At 47.5% G+C, this 16,090-nt stretch carries 15 protein-coding genes; 6 read left to right on the plus strand and 9 right to left on the minus strand.

Going from position 1 to position 16,090, the window contains the following annotated elements; genetic code table 11:
• Positions 1-28 precede the first annotated feature (28 nt).
• The 5 genes from ACO08K_RS02780 to ACO08K_RS02800 form a co-directional block, all read right to left on the minus strand.
• Positions 29-934, minus strand: coding sequence for a lytic transglycosylase domain-containing protein (locus ACO08K_RS02780; protein ID WP_421794865.1), 906 nt, complete (start codon positions 932-934; stop codon positions 29-31).
• A gap of 69 nt (positions 935-1,003) precedes the next feature.
• A complete protein-coding gene (locus ACO08K_RS02785) occupies positions 1,004-1,513 on the minus strand; it encodes a DUF2480 family protein (RefSeq protein ID WP_421794866.1) in 510 nt (169 codons plus the stop codon).
• A gap of 5 nt (positions 1,514-1,518) precedes the next feature.
• Complete coding sequence (scpB, locus tag ACO08K_RS02790; RefSeq protein WP_421794867.1) at positions 1,519-2,121, minus strand: SMC-Scp complex subunit ScpB; 603 nt, start codon at positions 2,119-2,121, stop codon at positions 1,519-1,521.
• Positions 2,122-2,162: 41 nt separating this feature from the next.
• On the minus strand, positions 2,163-2,549 hold the full coding sequence (locus ACO08K_RS02795; RefSeq protein ID WP_421794868.1) for a hypothetical protein: 387 nt from the start codon (positions 2,547-2,549) through the stop codon (positions 2,163-2,165).
• Positions 2,550-2,688: 139 nt separating this feature from the next.
• Positions 2,689-3,528, minus strand: coding sequence for an MBL fold metallo-hydrolase (locus ACO08K_RS02800; protein ID WP_421794869.1), 840 nt, complete (start codon positions 3,526-3,528; stop codon positions 2,689-2,691).
• Positions 3,529-3,923: 395 nt separating this feature from the next.
• Here ACO08K_RS02800 and ACO08K_RS02805 point away from each other — a divergent pair, with 395 nt between their 5' ends.
• The 4 genes from ACO08K_RS02805 to ACO08K_RS02820 all read left to right on the plus strand — a co-directional run bounded on the left by ACO08K_RS02805 (position 3,924) and on the right by ACO08K_RS02820 (position 9,128).
• On the plus strand, positions 3,924-4,934 hold the full coding sequence (locus tag ACO08K_RS02805) for a hypothetical protein (RefSeq protein WP_421794870.1): 1,011 nt from the start codon (positions 3,924-3,926) through the stop codon (positions 4,932-4,934).
• An 89-nt stretch (positions 4,935-5,023) separates the two neighbouring features.
• Positions 5,024-6,736 (plus strand): OmpA family protein, encoded by a 1,713-nt coding sequence (locus tag ACO08K_RS02810; protein WP_421794871.1) that lies wholly within the window; start codon positions 5,024-5,026, stop codon positions 6,734-6,736.
• Positions 6,737-6,869: 133 nt separating this feature from the next.
• Positions 6,870-7,688, plus strand: coding sequence for an SDR family NAD(P)-dependent oxidoreductase (locus ACO08K_RS02815; protein ID WP_421794872.1), 819 nt, complete (start codon positions 6,870-6,872; stop codon positions 7,686-7,688).
• A gap of 12 nt (positions 7,689-7,700) precedes the next feature.
• Positions 7,701-9,128, plus strand: coding sequence for an aldehyde dehydrogenase family protein (locus ACO08K_RS02820; RefSeq protein WP_421794873.1), 1,428 nt, complete (start codon positions 7,701-7,703; stop codon positions 9,126-9,128).
• Positions 9,129-9,309: 181 nt separating this feature from the next.
• On the opposite strand, the gene ACO08K_RS02825 is transcribed toward ACO08K_RS02820, so the two are convergent.
• Both ACO08K_RS02825 and ACO08K_RS02830 read right to left on the minus strand, forming a co-directional pair.
• Positions 9,310-10,470: an acyl-CoA dehydrogenase gene (locus tag ACO08K_RS02825; RefSeq protein WP_421794874.1), complete on the minus strand. Its 1,161-nt coding sequence runs from the start codon at positions 10,468-10,470 to the stop codon at positions 9,310-9,312.
• 199 nt (positions 10,471-10,669) lie between these two features.
• A complete protein-coding gene (locus ACO08K_RS02830) occupies positions 10,670-11,782 on the minus strand; it encodes a VWA domain-containing protein (protein WP_421794875.1) in 1,113 nt (370 codons plus the stop codon).
• 95 nt (positions 11,783-11,877) lie between these two features.
• On the opposite strand from ACO08K_RS02830, the gene ACO08K_RS02835 reads away from it, so the two are divergent.
• Complete coding sequence (locus ACO08K_RS02835) at positions 11,878-12,972, plus strand: lysylphosphatidylglycerol synthase transmembrane domain-containing protein (RefSeq protein WP_421794876.1); 1,095 nt, start codon at positions 11,878-11,880, stop codon at positions 12,970-12,972.
• Between the two features lie 3 nt (positions 12,973-12,975).
• Here the strand turns inward: ACO08K_RS02835 and ACO08K_RS02840 are convergent, their stop codons facing one another.
• Together ACO08K_RS02840 and ACO08K_RS02845 are read right to left on the minus strand one after the other, a co-directional pair.
• A complete protein-coding gene (locus ACO08K_RS02840; protein ID WP_421794877.1) occupies positions 12,976-13,341 on the minus strand; it encodes a hypothetical protein in 366 nt (121 codons plus the stop codon).
• Positions 13,342-13,405: 64 nt separating this feature from the next.
• Entirely contained in the window at positions 13,406-13,930 is a 525-nt protein-coding gene (locus tag ACO08K_RS02845; RefSeq protein ID WP_421794878.1) for a GNAT family N-acetyltransferase, read from the minus strand.
• Positions 13,931-13,988: 58 nt separating this feature from the next.
• Between ACO08K_RS02845 and ACO08K_RS02850 the strand changes: the two genes are divergently transcribed.
• Positions 13,989-15,989: an alpha-ketoacid dehydrogenase subunit alpha/beta gene (locus ACO08K_RS02850; protein WP_421794879.1), complete on the plus strand. Its 2,001-nt coding sequence runs from the start codon at positions 13,989-13,991 to the stop codon at positions 15,987-15,989.
• The last annotated feature ends 101 nt before the right edge of the window (positions 15,990-16,090 follow it).

The raw sequence follows: 16,090 nt of genomic DNA on the forward strand, positions 1-16,090 counted from the left end.
CGGCAAGATATATTCATTGCGTAAATTTTTACTTGGGGATTTTGATCTCATACAACTTTCCAGCCCGATTGCTCAATTTGGAGTCAATCAGCCAGGGGTTGTAAATTTTGAGCATCCGATAGGTGGTATTGTGTTCTTTGGCAAAGTCGCCCAGGCTCAAAATGGGCGTTTTGACTTCTACAATTTTGTAATTATCAAGAGGGGGGTAATTGTCGTTGTCGAGATAAAAGCCATATTGCTGGGGGTTTTCAAAAATGTCCTTGACCGCGATTAGGCGAAAGAAATAACGTAAAGTCTCGTCGGGCAGGTTGAGTTGGTAATAAGACTCGGCGCGTTGAAGTTTGATGTCGCTGGCGAGGCGGGTTGGCCCCATATTGTAGGCGGCGGCAACTAGTGCCCAGGAACCAAAGCGTTTTTTGAGGTCTTTCAGGTATTTGATCCCTGCTCGGGTTGCTTTTTCCACGTGGTAACGTTCGTCCACTTCTTCATTTACTTCCAGACCATAATAATCGGCTGAACTTTTCATAAACTGCCAAAGCCCCTTAGCCCCCGCCGAGGAAGTGGCATTGCTGAGGTTGCTTTCGATGACCGGGAAATATTTCAAATCGTTGGGTAGGTCGTTTTCAGCCAATACTTTTTCAATCAAGGGGAAATACCGTGCGGTCCGTTTAATGTTGATCAGGGTATTGGCGTGTAGGTAAGAGTTGATCAGCAGTTCTTTTTCCAGCCGTTCACGTACATCGAAACTTTCGGTAGGCACCACTTCACCTGCAAAATCGAACTTGCGGTTGAGGTTCACACTTTTGATGACTTGCGGCAAACTATCGTTATCTCCCCCATTGTTGCCCGAACGCAAGCCGCTGTAAGAACTCAAAAGTGCAATGGTAAAAAGTGCGGCAGCTACCGCAACGTAGATTCGAAGTCCCTTTTGCATAGTCGAAAAGTATAAGTAGTGGCTCAAAGATACAAAAAATTGCGGCCTCAGGCCACACCTCCAAGTGGTTTACGCTTTCCGCTTGTAAATGGGTACAGTAGAGCAGGGCTCTCCATACATGATGCTCAGTACATGTGGTTTGAGCAAACGGGTCAGTTCCAGGTATGCGGAAGGTGGCACAGGTTTATCACTACAGCCTTTGATGACGATGCGTTGACCAGCATAAGCGGCAGGATCGATTTGACTCAAAGATCGGTTGAAAGCCGCCTTATAATAATTGTCGGCATCCCCTTGAAAAATATCTTTCGCGAAAGGTTCCGCGTAAGTAGCCACCAGCATATAGGCCCAAACCGGAATAATGGAATCGTTGGAGCAATAAACCAATAAAACCTTGTCCTGGTACTGCGTCCAGTCGTGGTTTTTGAGCGCTTCCCGGAAATCTTTTTCCTTCAAAATCAGCCCCATGAACAGGTAATCGACCAGATCGAAATGGGCAATTTCGCCAGCAGGGAAAAAATCTTCCAGGTTTATCGTAATCAAGCCACTATTGGCCACCCGGTTTACGAGCAAATCTTCCATATTGCTTAATCTTCAATTGGATCAGCGGCATTTTCCGCCAGTTCTTCAATGTCTTCAGGTTCGCCGATGAGGTTTTCCGGGTCTTTAAATTCTTTGGGTTGTGGCAAGTCTTTGATGCTTTTTAGCCCAAAATAATTCATAAACTTATCCCCGGCACCGTACAAGAGCGGTTTACCTGGGCCTTCACTCCGGCCTACAATAGAAACAAGTTCCTTCTCCAATAGTTTCTGTATGGCGTAATCAGAATTGACTCCACGAATTTTTTCGATGTCTGTTTTTGACACAGGCTGCCTGTACGCCACGATGGCCAGCGTCTCCAAAGCTGCACGCGAAAGGCGTTTACGGGTTCTTTGTTTGAGTAGGGTCCCAACCGTGTTGTGGTAGGCCCCTTTGGTCAAAAATTGGTAACCTTCGCTAATTTCGATCAGTTCAAAAGCAAAGGATTCGTCCTGATATTTTTCAATCAGCCCTTGAATCGCCTTTTCCAGTTCTTCCTGGTGGAATTCTAATCCAAAGGTTTCTTCCAAACAAGCTCGAATGTCGGTAAATGAAATGGGGGCATCCGCCGTAAAAATCAAACTCTCGATGTGTTGTGCCAAATGCTTCAAGGCCAATTACTTTTTATGCTTAATAGTGCAGCAAAAATAATTCAGATTTTGGGAAAAAAGACATTTCTTAATAAGATGCTCAAAATGATGAGGAAGACAAAGGTGCCGCCAGCAATCCACCAGGCGCGTTGGGTGTAGGTTTTTTCGGTCTGTTCGGTAGATTTTCGCCAACGGTTTTTCGGGGTATCTGCATCTACATTGATCTGACACGAATATTTAAATCCAGTATCCTCTCGATCCAGTTTTAGTTCACAAAGTTCTTCTTCAATGAAAAAAGAATAGGCCTTAGATTGTTGTACATTAAAATCAACGAGTACAACCCGGGAGTTGCAGTGCACCACCAGGTGCCCGTCTTTGTCGCCGTGAAAAAGGCCAATGAGGTAAGGTTGTCCGGTATCGTTGGTAAAACGCCAAAAAGTTTCAGCCATGGGAATATGGTTTTAGCCGTCAGCAGTGAGCTATTGGCCATCAGCTAGGGGGATGCTTTGGCTGAAAGCTGGTTGCTCACTGCTGTTCAAGTTAAAACTATTCTGGCAAATGCGAAACAGGCGCCTGAAATTAAGTATGTTAAATTTTTATGGCTTCGCCGAGGGCGAGTACTTTATAGGCTTGTCCCATTTTCTCGGCGAGGTCAATGAATGTTTGAGGATCGGCGGTGTTGAATTCAAATAGGTCGTAGTGATGAGGAATCACCAGTTTAGCACCAATCGCCAGCCCCAACTCCACTGCTTCCTGGGCGTTCAAATTGCCCGCCACACCACGTGATGGATCATTGCCGTTGATGGGTAATAAGGCAATGTCCACTTGGAAAGGTTTTAAGATCTCTACCATTCCCGGGTACCAGAGCGTATCGCCGCTGTGGTAAATTTTCCAGGAGCCAAATTCGAGCACATACCCCATAAAACGGCAATTGCCCTGGTCATCTCTTTCCAGTTCATTGTGGGCAGCAGGCACACCGTGCAAGGTGAACATTCCCAGTTGCAGGTCTTGACCGTCGTTTAATCCCAAAGGGAAGTCCTGTGCACACCCAACCCTTTCTACCACAAAATCCCGGTTGGCTTCCGGGATAACAAAGGAGACTTGCGGGTTATTGGCCAAAATTGGCTGCAAGGTCTCTGCATCCAAATGGTCGGTATGATTGTGGCTGGAGGTCAAAATATCAATGTCATGAAGCAGTATAGGGTCAATGACTCGTTCGCTGATGCGTACGTGTGGTTTGTTGGTCTGAGCATATTTGCGGGTGAGTGAGTCGGAAAGGTAGGGGTCAAAAAGTACTCGCTTGCCCTGCCATTGCAACAAAAAGCCACTCTGACCCAGCCACCATAGTTGAAATTGTTGAGCGTCGGATGCTTGTTGCAACACTTCTGCCCATAGTGATTTATCTTTGCGCAATGCAGCTTTTAGCATAATAAAACCTGTTTTAACAAACTCACAAAAGATTATTTTTGAGCAAATTAAATAAAACCATCACCTCCCTATTGGCCAATCTGCGTTGGAACAAATGTGGAGTAACTGGTAGTGCATCTGCCCGGGCATCCTTTTATTTTTGTATTACCGGGTCAACAGGATAAAAGTCCCAGACAGGCCAGGGCAATTTAATGCACACAAAACCCAAATCATGAAGCAAATTTATCCATTAACCCCGAATTACAATCCCTTAATCCAAAGCAGTTGCTGCATCGTCATTACCGACGATACTCAGTTGGGTCGCTAAATTAATTTTGAGCAGGTAAAAAATGTTTGGCCTTTTTTGCATCTTTACCTTTATTTCAGTTCTGTTCCTAAGAAATATCCAGCAACCCATGTTGACCAAACACTCACTCCTCTTTTTTAGCACCCTGATCCTTGGATGCAGCGTGTTGTATGGCCAAAAAAAGGACTCTACCAAAACCATTTTCGACTTCATGGCCCTTGGCGATGTACTTGAAATGGAGTTGAGTACGGACATGACCCTGCTCAAAGATCAAAAAAAGACCAATGAGTACCAACCTGCCAGCATAACTTTTACTGATGCCGCAGGGCAAGTCCAAAAATGGGAGGTCAAACTACGGTCTCGTGGGAAATTCCGCCGCCGCATTTGCGTATTACCACCGCTCAAACTCAATTTCAACAAAGGTGATTTGCAAAAAGCAGGCCTGGCCAAAGATGATGAGCTCAAACTCATTACCCATTGTGTGGAAGGCTTCGAAGGCAAAGAGTTTTTGATGCGGGAATATCTGGCTTATAAGTTGTATCAAATGATCAGCCCTTATGCATTAAAGGTGCATTTGGTAGAAATCAAATACCGCGACAGCAAATCCAAGGCTAAATCCAGTGGTTGGGGAATTTTGATGGAAGACGAAGGCAGCATGGCCAAACGTTATGGCGCCAAGCTATGCGACGATTGTTTTTCTACTCCCAAAGACAGTTTCAACATGGAGCAAGTCAATGCGGCCTGCATGTTTGAATACATGATTGGCAATACCGACTGGTCCATCCAAATGGTGCGCAACGTAAAGATGTTGAAGTTTAAAGATGGGAGCAAGGCTGCTATCGTTCCTTATGACTTTGACTTTTCAGGCTTTGTCAACGCCAGTTACGCCTTGCCCAATGCCGATTATAAACTCACTAGCATCCGCGAGCGCATTTTTCTGAGTTTGACCCAAAGTGACGCCGAAATAGCCTCGACCAAAGCGCTTTTTGAATCCAAACGCCAGGCGATGATTGATCACATCAAAGGATTTAAGGCCTTGAGCGCTGCCGGGCGTAGCGATGCGATCAATTACCTCGAATCATTTTATGAATCTTTAAAGCAACCACTGCGCAGGCCATAAATAATTTTAAAAAAATACTCAGTTAGGTGTAATTTAAACGGGTTTTGGTGTTATATGATTAATCGCTAACACACTAAACCTAAATTGCCATGAGGTGTTACTTGCTCTTCCTTGGGGTATTGGCCAACTTTGTGCTAAGTGCCCAAACTACAAATTTCACCTACACCGTTTATTTTAACTCCGATCAGCACCAGCTTTCTGCTGAAGCTTATAAAATCCTGAGTAAGGCCAGCATGGACCTGAGTGGTGCCGAAAGTTATCAAATCAACATTCAAGCTTATACAGACGATGAAGGCAGCAATGCTTACAATCAGGCGTTGGGGCAACGACGGGCGGACGCGGTTTTGGCCTACCTCGACAGCTTGGGCCTGGCAACTCAAAATGCAAAACTGAACAACTATGGAGAGCAGAAAGCCCTTGCGGACAACAACACAGTTGAAAATCGCCCCAAAAACCGTCGGGTTGATGTCTTTATCCAGGCTGTTTTTAGCGAAAGTTTCCAAAGTTTATTGAACAAGTTAGATCATACCCAGACCTATACATATCCCATTTCCAGCACTAAATCCACCTGCTTACTCACCCATCAGGGTACTTTTTTGATGATTCCAGCTCAAGCCTTTGTCTATGCCAACGGTAGTCCAGTAGCTGAAGGAGAGGTAACTTTGCAAATTCAGGAGTATTATGGATTGAGTGACATGCTTATGGCTGGGCTGAGTACTTCTTCCAACCACAAATTACTGGCCACTGGAGGTATGATAAACCTTAAAGCCCTGGCTCAAGGGCAGGAACTTCAGCTGGCGCCCCAAAAAGAAATTGGCGTTGGGATGCCCATACGGAAAGGTCAATTTGATCCAGCTATGGCATTGTTCCTGGGGGACAAAGACCCTCATCACCAAGGTCACCTCAACTGGAACCCCACCCAACGTAAAGCAACTTCACTTTTGGCTGCATCTGGCAAAGATTTGTCAGTGGACGCAGTAAGACAATTTGCCATATTTAGAGAAACAGCGATCAATCAACTGGTAAAACAGCCTGTTCGGCCTAAACTGAATACCAGGACCAGAAGAACCCTACCACAAAAACCCCGCCGTGAGAACATCAAGGTTCATTTAAATTTCTTTCAAAAAATCTTTACCAACAAGCAGAGAGTCGAAGTGCAAAAGGATCGAATCTATGCTAAACAAGTAAAAAACTACCAACGGGACCTAAAATACTTCCGCCGCGATAGCATGCAGTGGAAGAAATATTTTCAGGACAGTTTGAATTATGTCAGCCTTTACCAGGAAGCACTCAATGGTGATATTCAGAATTATCAAGCTGCCCTGAATGAAGCGAACCATGCTGCCGCCAATCGGGAACAAGACCAAAAAAAGATGCAGGAATTGTACGAAAAAGGGGTTAGCAGCGATGGCCAATTGTCGCAACAAACCCTGGATCGCTATTTTTTCGCCGTCAATCGCCTGGGATGGATCAATTGTGATAAATTTATGGACACTCCAGAATCCCAACTAACCCAGATTGCCATTCAGGATAGCGATGCAAGTGAAGAACGTTTGATGCTGGTTTTCCCTCATTTGCCGAGCATTTTATCGGTCAAAATCAAAACCTTACAGGGGGAATACCTCTCAGACAATATCCCGAAGGGAATGCCTGCCAAGTTGATTGGAATCAAAGTGGACCAGGGGCGTTCAATGTTGGCGGTGAAGGACATCAAAATAGGAGAGAGTAAACAAAGTTACAACCTGGTTTATCAACCCAAAAGCTTGAGAGAAATCCAAAAAGTGTTGGAAAGTATCGACTAGTCTGGTCTTTTTCAAAAAAACCTGCCCCTGTACCTGAAATTTCCTCTGAAAAAACCTAATATTGACAGGTCATGTCAGCACAGGGCTGGGGAGGCAAACCAACTCCCAGCCCTGTGCTAAAATCAGGTCGCGCGTGAAAGATTTTTCTAAAAAAGTAGCGGTCATTACCGGAGCGGGTTCCGGAATGGGCCGGGAATTGGCCCTTCAGCTTGCTGCTGCGGGAGCGAGTGTTGTGCTCAACGATTGGAATGAAGAAACCTTGCAAGAAACTGTTCAGTTGGTTGAAGCCCAAGGTGGGACGGTAGCTGGTCGGGCCTTTAGTGTAGCCGATCGTACGGAAATGTACCATTTCGCCCAGGAAACAGTGAACCTCTTCGGTGGGGTCGACATCGTCATCAACAATGCTGGCATTTCCCTCTTGCAGCAAAAAATTGAAAGTACTTCCTACGAGCTTTTTGAAAAAGTGATCAACATCAACATGTGGGGGGTCATTTATGGCTCCAAGGCCTTCATTCCTTTTTTAAGGGAAAGGCCAGAAGCTGCCTTGGTCAATGTATCCAGTATTTTTGGCATTGCCGCTTACCCCGATCAAGGGGCTTACGTAACCGCAAAGTTTGCAGTACGTGGCTTTACCGAAGTGCTGCGCCAGGAATTGGCAAAAACCAGTGTAAGCGTAACTTGCGTCCACCCAGGTGGCATCAAAACCAATATCGTTCGGAACATTGATACCCAGCAAACCGCACGGCTCAATAAATTTTCGGAGGTCTTCGACCGTATGGCCAAAACCAGCGCCGCCGATGCCGCCAAACGTATCATCAAGGGTATTGAACGCAAGGAAAAACGGGTCCTGATTGGCAAAGACGCCCGCTACATGGACAGCATTGCCCGCCTGATGCCTGGCAATTACGAGGATACAATCATGAAAGGGTACGACATTGAAAAATTCCAATAATTTCTGTAGCTCATGGAAACCATCACCGCCAGCCAAATAAACATCCAGGCTCTTTTTGAAAAGCAACAACAATACGCCCCTGAGCTAGCCAATACTACTGCTACCGAGCGCATCGCCCGCCTGAATCGCCTGATCCAGTTTATGGACGACGAGCAGGAAATGCAAGGGCTAAAGGATGCCATGTACCAGGATTTCCGCAAAGCCGAGGTCGAGGTGATGTTGTCGGAAATAGCAGTGGTGAGAAGCCATGCACTACACGCCCGCCGCGAGTTGCGCCGTTGGATGCGGCCGCATAAAGTACCTACGCCAATTACTTTGCTGGGCACTACTTCTTACATCGAGTATGAAGCCAAAGGGGTAAGTTTGATCATTTCCCCCTGGAACTACCCATTTAACCTTACTTTTTCTCCGCTCGTTTATGCAATTGCAGCCGGGAATACCGCCATCATCAAGCCCTCGGAATTGACGCCATATACGGCTGCATTTATGGCGAAGGCCATCAAAAAGTTGTTCTCCGAAGAAGAGGTGGCTTTGTTAGAAGGAGATGCAAGTTTGGCTACGGCATTGTTGGAGCTGCCTTTCGATCACATCTTTTTTACTGGAAGTCCACAGATTGGCAAAATCGTGATGGCCGCTGCCGCCAAAAACCTGGCTTCGGTGACGCTGGAACTGGGAGGAAAATCCCCGGCTATTTTGGACGCATCCGCTGCCATTGATACACTAAGTTACAACCTGGCCTGGGGCAAATGCCTCAACAATGGCCAAACCTGCATTGCACCCGATTACGTCCTGGTGCACGAGTCCAAGATGGACGCCTTTGTAGGTGCTTTTGAAAAATCCTTAAAGCGATTGTATACCGATTTACCCAGTCTGGAAAGCAACCCGGATTATTGCCGCATTGTCAACCACCGGCACTACCTGCGCTTGCGGCGCCTGTACGACGATGCCATCAGTAAGGGCGCATTGGAGTTATTGGGCGGTACCTGGAATGAGGCGGAACTGTTTGTACCCCCTACCCTTCTGGGCAACATCAGCGATGACATGGCGATCATGGAAGAGGAAATATTTGGGCCAATCCTGCCCGTTTTGCCTTTTTCAAGCCAGGAAGAAGTCGTTCAAATCATCCGCAAACGGCCAAAACCGCTCTCCTTGTACATCGGTGCTCGCAATCGACGCTTCATCAACTACATCATGGCCAATACCTCGGCGGGAGGCACGGTGATCAATGACTACATGTTGGGTTTTGGCAACCCGAATTTACCTTTTGGTGGGGTGAACAACAGTGGAATCGGCAAATACATGGGCTTTCACGGCTTTGTGGCTTTTTCGAATGAAAAGGCGGTTGTGAAGCGGAATTTTGGGACGCTGAGTGTGTTGTTTCCGCCGTATACACCAAAGGTGAAGGCGTTAATGGCGTTCGTGCAGAGGCGCTTGTTGTAGGGCTACAACTAAGGATTTGCACCAAAGCGACATTTTTTTTATCACAAAGGAAAAAAAGAGGACACAAAGAACACAAAGTTAGACGTTGACAACGCTTCGCTTTGTGTTCTTTGTGTCCTCTTTTTTTCCTTTGTGCTATTATTTTTGGCATTAAGCCAAGCAAGATGCCGTATATTCTTCCTTAAACCGGCAAATAAGGTTTCCCTCCCGTAACTTCCCTTGAAATCACAATCCGCTGCACTTCTGAAGTCCCCTCATAAATCTGAGTAATCTTCGCATCGCGCATCAAACGCTCTACGTGGTATTCTTTCACAAAACCATAGCCCCCGTGTACCTGCACCGCTTCCACACTATGGCGCATCGCCACTTCTGAAGCATACAATTTGGCCATCGCGCTGGCGGCACTGTAGTCCAACCCTTGGTCTTTGAGCCAGGCAGCCCGGTAAACCATCAATTTGGCCGCTTCAATTTCTGTGGCCATATCGGCTAGTTTGAAAGCGACGGCCTGGTGTTGGTTGATGGGTTTGCCAAAGGCGGTACGTTGTTTGGAGTATTCCAGAGCCAGTTCATAAGCGCCACCAGCAATGCCCAAGGCTTGGGCGGCGATGCCGATGCGGCCACCCGCCAGGCTTTTCATGGCGAATTTGAACCCGAAACCATCTTCCCCGATCCGGTTTTCCTTCGGCACTTTGACATCGGTATACATAATGGTGTGGGTATCCGATGAGCGGATGCCCAGTTTATCTTCTTTGGCCCCGATGGCCACGCCAGGCATACTGGTTTCCACAATCAAGCAATTGATGCCCTTGGAACCTTTTTCCGGGTGGGTTTGGGCCATCACCAGGTGCAATTTGGAAGTACCGCCGTTGGTGATCCAGTTTTTGGTACCATTGAGCAGGTAATGGTCACCCATGTCAACAGCGGTGGTGCGCTGGCTGGTGGCATCGCTGCCCGCTTCGGGTTCGGATAGGCAGAAAGAGCCGATCCATTCACCGCTGGCCAGTTTGGGCAAGTATTTGGCTTTTTGTTCGGCACTGCCAAAGGTTTCAATGCCCCAGCAAACCAGGGAATTGTTGACCGACATGATCACCGAACAGGAATTGTCTATTTTGGAAATTTCTTCCATGGCGAGTACGTAGGACAAGGAATCCATCCCCCCTCCACCGTGTTCTGGCGAAACCATCATGCCTAAAAAGCCCAACTCGCCCATCTTTTTGATTTGCTCGTAAGGGTATTCCATTTTGGAATCGCGTTCGATGACGCCAGGCTTCAATTCTTTTTGGGCAAAATCACGGGCTGCGGCCTGAACGGCCAAGTGCTCTTCGGACAAATGAAAGTTCATCGTCATTTGGTTTGATGGCGGGTACTGGCAATCCCGGTACCCGCTATTTGGTCTGGTTAAGGTTGAGGCTAAAAAACGCAGATTGGTTCGTTGTGCCAGAAATTCCAGCACAAACGAAAGAATTGGCGAATTTACGCTAAATTTTGGAAAGTGGGTAGCGAATTTACGCTAAATTATAGGTTGACCTTAGAATATGACCTCACGGCGCCCCCCGCAACCTCTCCCCCTTGATCGCTTTCGCCATCAAATCCGGAAAAGCATCCGGTGTACACGCAAAAGTGGGAATCTCCAACTGTGTGAATTGCGTAGCAATATGGTGATCGTACATCGGTGCGCCCTTGTCATTCAAGGCCAGCAGGGCAATCAAATTGACACCCGTGGCCTTAATTTCCGCGGCTTGGCGGAGCAGGTCCTCCTGTGGCCCGCCTTCCATCAAGTCCGAAATCAGGACCATAATCGTATGCTTGGGCTGGCGAATGTGCTGGCGGGCATAACGCAGGGCCTTACTGATGTGTGTACCCCCGCCGAGCTGGGTGGCAAAAAGCAAGTCAACTACATCATGCAAATTCTCGCTGAGGTCAACCACACTGGTATCAAATACGATGAAACGGGTGGTGATACTGGGCATGGATGCCATAATTGAGCCCACGATCCCGGCGTAAACCACCGATGCGGCCATAGAGCCACTTTGGTCCACCAGCAGGATCAGGTCTTTCATTTTGGGCTGGCGACGGCCGAAGCCCCAAAGTTTTTCGGGGATGATGCTGTGGTATTCTTCTTGGTAGTGTTTCAGATTGGCGCGGATGGTGCGGTGCCAATCGATGGCGTTGGGTTTGGGGCGGCGGGAACGAGCCACCCGACTAAGGCTACCTTTGATGGCATTTTGCAGGGGTTGGCGCAGTTTTTTTTCTAATTCTTTTACCACCTTGCGGATGACCTCGCGGGCAGTTTCGCGGGTTTGTGCGGGCAAGACTTTTTTCAAACTCAGCAAGGTGCTGACCAAATGTACATCGGCTTGTAAGGTTTCCAACAATTCGGGCTGCAACAACATCTGGTGCAAACGCAAACGCTCCAGAGCATCTTTTTGCATTAATTGTACCACGGGAGCAGGGAAATACTTGCGGATGTCTCCCAACCAGCGCGTTACATTGGGCGAGGAACTACCCAGTCCACGCTCGCGTTCGCTATCGTACAAGGCGTCCAGGACTTTGTCCATGCCCTGCTCTTCCTCCCCTAGCCCGATGCTATCTTTAGGGTCAGCATTTTGCCCAAGTACCAGTCTCCAGCGTTTGAGTTGTTCTTCTTTGTCCATATTTTCCTAATCATTACCAAAAATGGAAAAAAATCCTGATTTTGGCATTTAATAAAAATTGGGCAGCAAAAATAGCGCCCCAAAACCACGTCAGAGTGAAGCAAGAAGAAGCCTGGAAAGATACTGAAAAGGATCAGCACAAGGCATTAAAGTCAATTTCGCCCTACCGCATCATCATCCCCGCCTTACTCGGCCTTGCCGGAGTATTTTACATGTTGTGGCGCAATTTTGACCCGGAAGAGTTCAAACGCATCCAATGGACCGGGCATGTTTATTTTTGGATTGGCATGGGCATTCTGACGGTCTTAATTCGAGATCTATCCTATGCTTTCCGCTTGCGGGCTTTGACCAATAAAGAGCTTTCCTGGTGGAAATGTATTGAGGTGGTGATTATTTGGGAGTTTAGTTCAGCGGTTTCACCATCCGCGCTGGGTGGCTCAGCGGTAGCCTTTTTTATTTTGTCGCAGGAAAAACTTTCGGTAGCCCGCACCGTGACCATTGTGACCTATACCATTGTGCTGGATGCCTTGTTTATGCTCTGTACCTTGCCCATCTTGTTCTTCATTTTTGGATTTGACATTTTACGGCCAGGTGCGCAGTCTTTTGGCGATCTGGGCCAATGGGGTTATTTGGCCCTCGGCTTTTACATTTTTATGATCGTGTACTCCATTATTTTCGCATACGGCATTTTCTGGGGTCCACAACAGATGAAACGTTTGTTGGGCTGGGCTACGAATAACCGTTTGCTGCGCCGTTTTCATCAAGGTGCAATCAAATTGGGTGAGGATTTGGTCACCGCATCAAAAGGGCTGAAAGAGCAAGGCTGGCGCATTCACCTCCAGGCGGTAGTTGGAACTCTGCTGGCCTGGATTTTCCGCTTTTTGCTGATCAGCTGTTTGGTTATTGCCTTTACACCCGAATTGCCATTGACTTTGCGTTTTCAAAGTGAGTTGTATGCTCGGCTCCAAACCATGTTTTTTGTGGTCATGTTCAGCCCCACTCCGGGCGGTGCAGGGATCATCGAACTGGCCTTCAACGGTTTCCTGACCGATTATGTGCACAGCAATACCCACGCTACGGTGATTTCGACAATCTGGCGCTTGTTGTCGTATTATTTGTATTTGGCAGCGGGAGCGCTGGTGGTGCCAGTTTGGATTCGGGCGGTGTTTAAAGGAAAAAGGGAACAGTAAATTCTATATTGATCTCTTTTGAATAATCCCTGAAACAATCAAATATGTACCAATAATTAGAATGCCTGTTATGATTTGCCACGTTAATCCGAAGTTTATCTCAATGGAGATTAAGAATAAAAAAAACGCTAGGAATATCAGGACAATGCCGATTAATAATTTGATATCGCCTTGACGGTGAGTCGCATCTTGTACACGTCGATGTGCTTTAGTTCGAATCATTTGATGATACTGCTCTTCAACACCCAACGCTGAGAGTCGTTGGCCTACCAGATGATTGTTTGCGTCTTCCAATGCGTACCACTCTACAACTTTTTGGATTAGTATTTCTAACTTATCCTCATTTAATTGTTGAAAGTCATTTTCCATTATAAATATTTTTTCACGCAAATGTATTGTAGTGTTTAATTAAACCCAAATTTTCCACACTGTTTTAGGCTAAGCGCTTTATCATCGTAAATATCCCTCGATACTCTTCTTTAATATTGGGCAATTCCAGCCAGCGTTTGTACAATATCTTATACCCATTTTTCACATAAAAATCCAGATTGTACGCGTTGCTGTCCATTACCCGCAACCACATATACTCCGCCTTGGTGATCTGTACCTGTTCGTCCGCAAAATCCATCAGTAATTTCCCGATGCCCTTTCCTTTTGCCGCTTCAGTCAGGTAAATTTTATCCAAAGAGACCGCATTGCTAAATGGAGTATCAGGAATTGGGGCCTCAAAAATAAGTTTCAGGTAACCCGCAATGGTATCATCCTCCAGCCTCGCGAAATAATAATGGTGCTGAGGCTTCGCCAAATGTTGTTCCAACACCTCCACATTGTTGATGTAAGCCAAATAAGCCGTTCCCTCATCGTGCCAGAGGTAACGAAAATAAGGCAAATACGTTTCCTCCACCACCCTTTGCAGGGTCAAAATATCCTGGGGCAAAACCCGTTCAATCCTTAGCATAAACACCAATTTTTTATCAGACTTATCGTACTTTTGGCCCGTACCTAACCAAATTACCATGCAAGACGCCGCTGTAGACCAGATGGTTTTCAACCGCGCAGGCTTTTCCGACGAGTTACTGCTCAGCCTGTACAGCCAACTGCTTTATCCACGCCTGATCGAAGATAAGATGCTCAAGTTGCTTCGCCAAGGCAAAGTGAGCAAATGGTTTTCCGGCATTGGTCAGGAGGCCATTTCCGTGGGGGCAACTGCTGCCTTGTTGCCCGATGAGATGATCTTTCCCATGCACCGCAATTTGGGGGTATTCACCGTACGCGAGGTGCCTTTTGACCGCTTGTTTGCCCAATGGCAAGGCAAATACTCTGGTTACACCAAGGGTCGGGATCGTTCTTTCCACTTCGGCACTTTGGAGCACCATATTGTTGGGATGATCTCCCACCTGGGGCCACAACTTTCGCTGGCGGGAGGAGTAGGTTTGGCCCACAAACTCTCGGGTGAAGGGCGGGTAAGTTTGGCTTTTACCGGCGACGGCGCCACCAGCGAAGGCGAATTCCACGAAGCGCTCAATGTAGCCGCCGTGTGGCAATTGCCGGTGATTTTTTTGATTGAAAACAATGGCTACGGCTTGTCCACGCCACCGACCGAACAATATCGTTGCGCCCAATTGGCCGACAAAGGCATCGGCTACGGCATGAAAGCCCTGACCATTGATGGCAACAACATCCTGGAGGTGTACCGCACGGTGTCCGAACTGGCCGAATCCATGCGCGAAAATCCCGAGCCCGTACTGCTGGAATGTATGACCTTCCGCATGCGGGGGCACGAGGAAGCTTCGGGCACCAAATACGTGCCCAAAGCCCTGATGGATCATTGGGCCTTGCGCGATCCATTGAGCAATTACGAGCGCTTTTTGATGGAGGAAGGCCTGCTTACCGAAGTGAGCAAGAAGGACTTGACGGCCAAGTGGAAAAAACACATCGAAGCGGGTTTGCAACATGCCTTTGAGGAAGGTGATCCGCAGAATGAGTTGGCTGAAGAATTGGCCGACGTGTACGCACCTTACGTACCGCAGCTTACAACACCAAAGACCGAGCAAAAAACCGACAAACGATTTGTCGATGCCATTTCCGATGGCCTCCGTCAGGCCATGGAAAAACACGATAAGCTCATCCTGATGGGCCAGGATATTGCCGATTACGGTGGGGTGTTCAAAATTACGGATGGTTTTGTGGCCCAATTTGGCAAGGAGCGGGTGCGCAATACGCCACTGTGTGAAAGTGCCATTGTGGGTGCCGCTCTGGGCTTGAGTCTGAAGGGCTACAAAGCCATGGTCGAAATGCAATTTGCTGATTTTGTGACCTGCGGCTTCAACCAAATCATCAACAACCTGGCGAAACTGCACTACCGCTGGGGCGCCAATGCCGACGTGGTCGTACGTATGCCTACGGGCGCGGGTACGGGCGCAGGGCCGTTCCACTCTCAGAGTAATGAGGCCTGGTTCTTTCATACACCAGGTTTAAAAGTGGTGTACCCGGCTACCCCTTATGATGCGAAAGGGCTTTTGCTGGACGCTTTTGAAGATCCCAACCCGGTGATGTACTTTGAGCACAAGGCTCTGTACCGCAGCTTGAGTGAGGCCATCCCTGATGACTACTACACCGTAGAAATTGGCAAAGCCCGGGTAGTACGCGAGGGCAAAGCCCTGACCGTGGTGACTTACGGCATGGGGGTTCAATGGGCACAAAAAGTGATCGCCGAACTGGGCATCGACGCCGAAATCATCGACTTGCGGACTTTGCTTCCCCTCGATTATGAAACCATCGAAACGAGTGTACGCAAAACGAACAAGGTGATCATTCTGCACGAAGACACCCTAGTGGGAGGCATTGGAGGGGAAATCGCGGCCTACATTTCTGAGCATTTGTTTGAATACCTGGATGCGCCGGTGATGCGGGAGGCTGCATTGGATACTCCAATTCCGTTTGCTACTTCTTTGGAAAAGCAGTTTTTGCCAGTGGGGCGGTTTGTAGAGAAGTTGAAGAAGTTGATGGGGTATTGAGGAAGTAAATTGGTTGAAAATATTTTCTAAAGCGACATGATAGCTGCACGGATGACTCGGATGCCACGGATTTACACGGATTTTTATCCCGCCTTCGGCGT

The organism is Haliscomenobacter sp. (genome assembly GCF_965225875.1).
GTDB lineage: Bacteria > Bacteroidota > Bacteroidia > Chitinophagales > Saprospiraceae > Haliscomenobacter.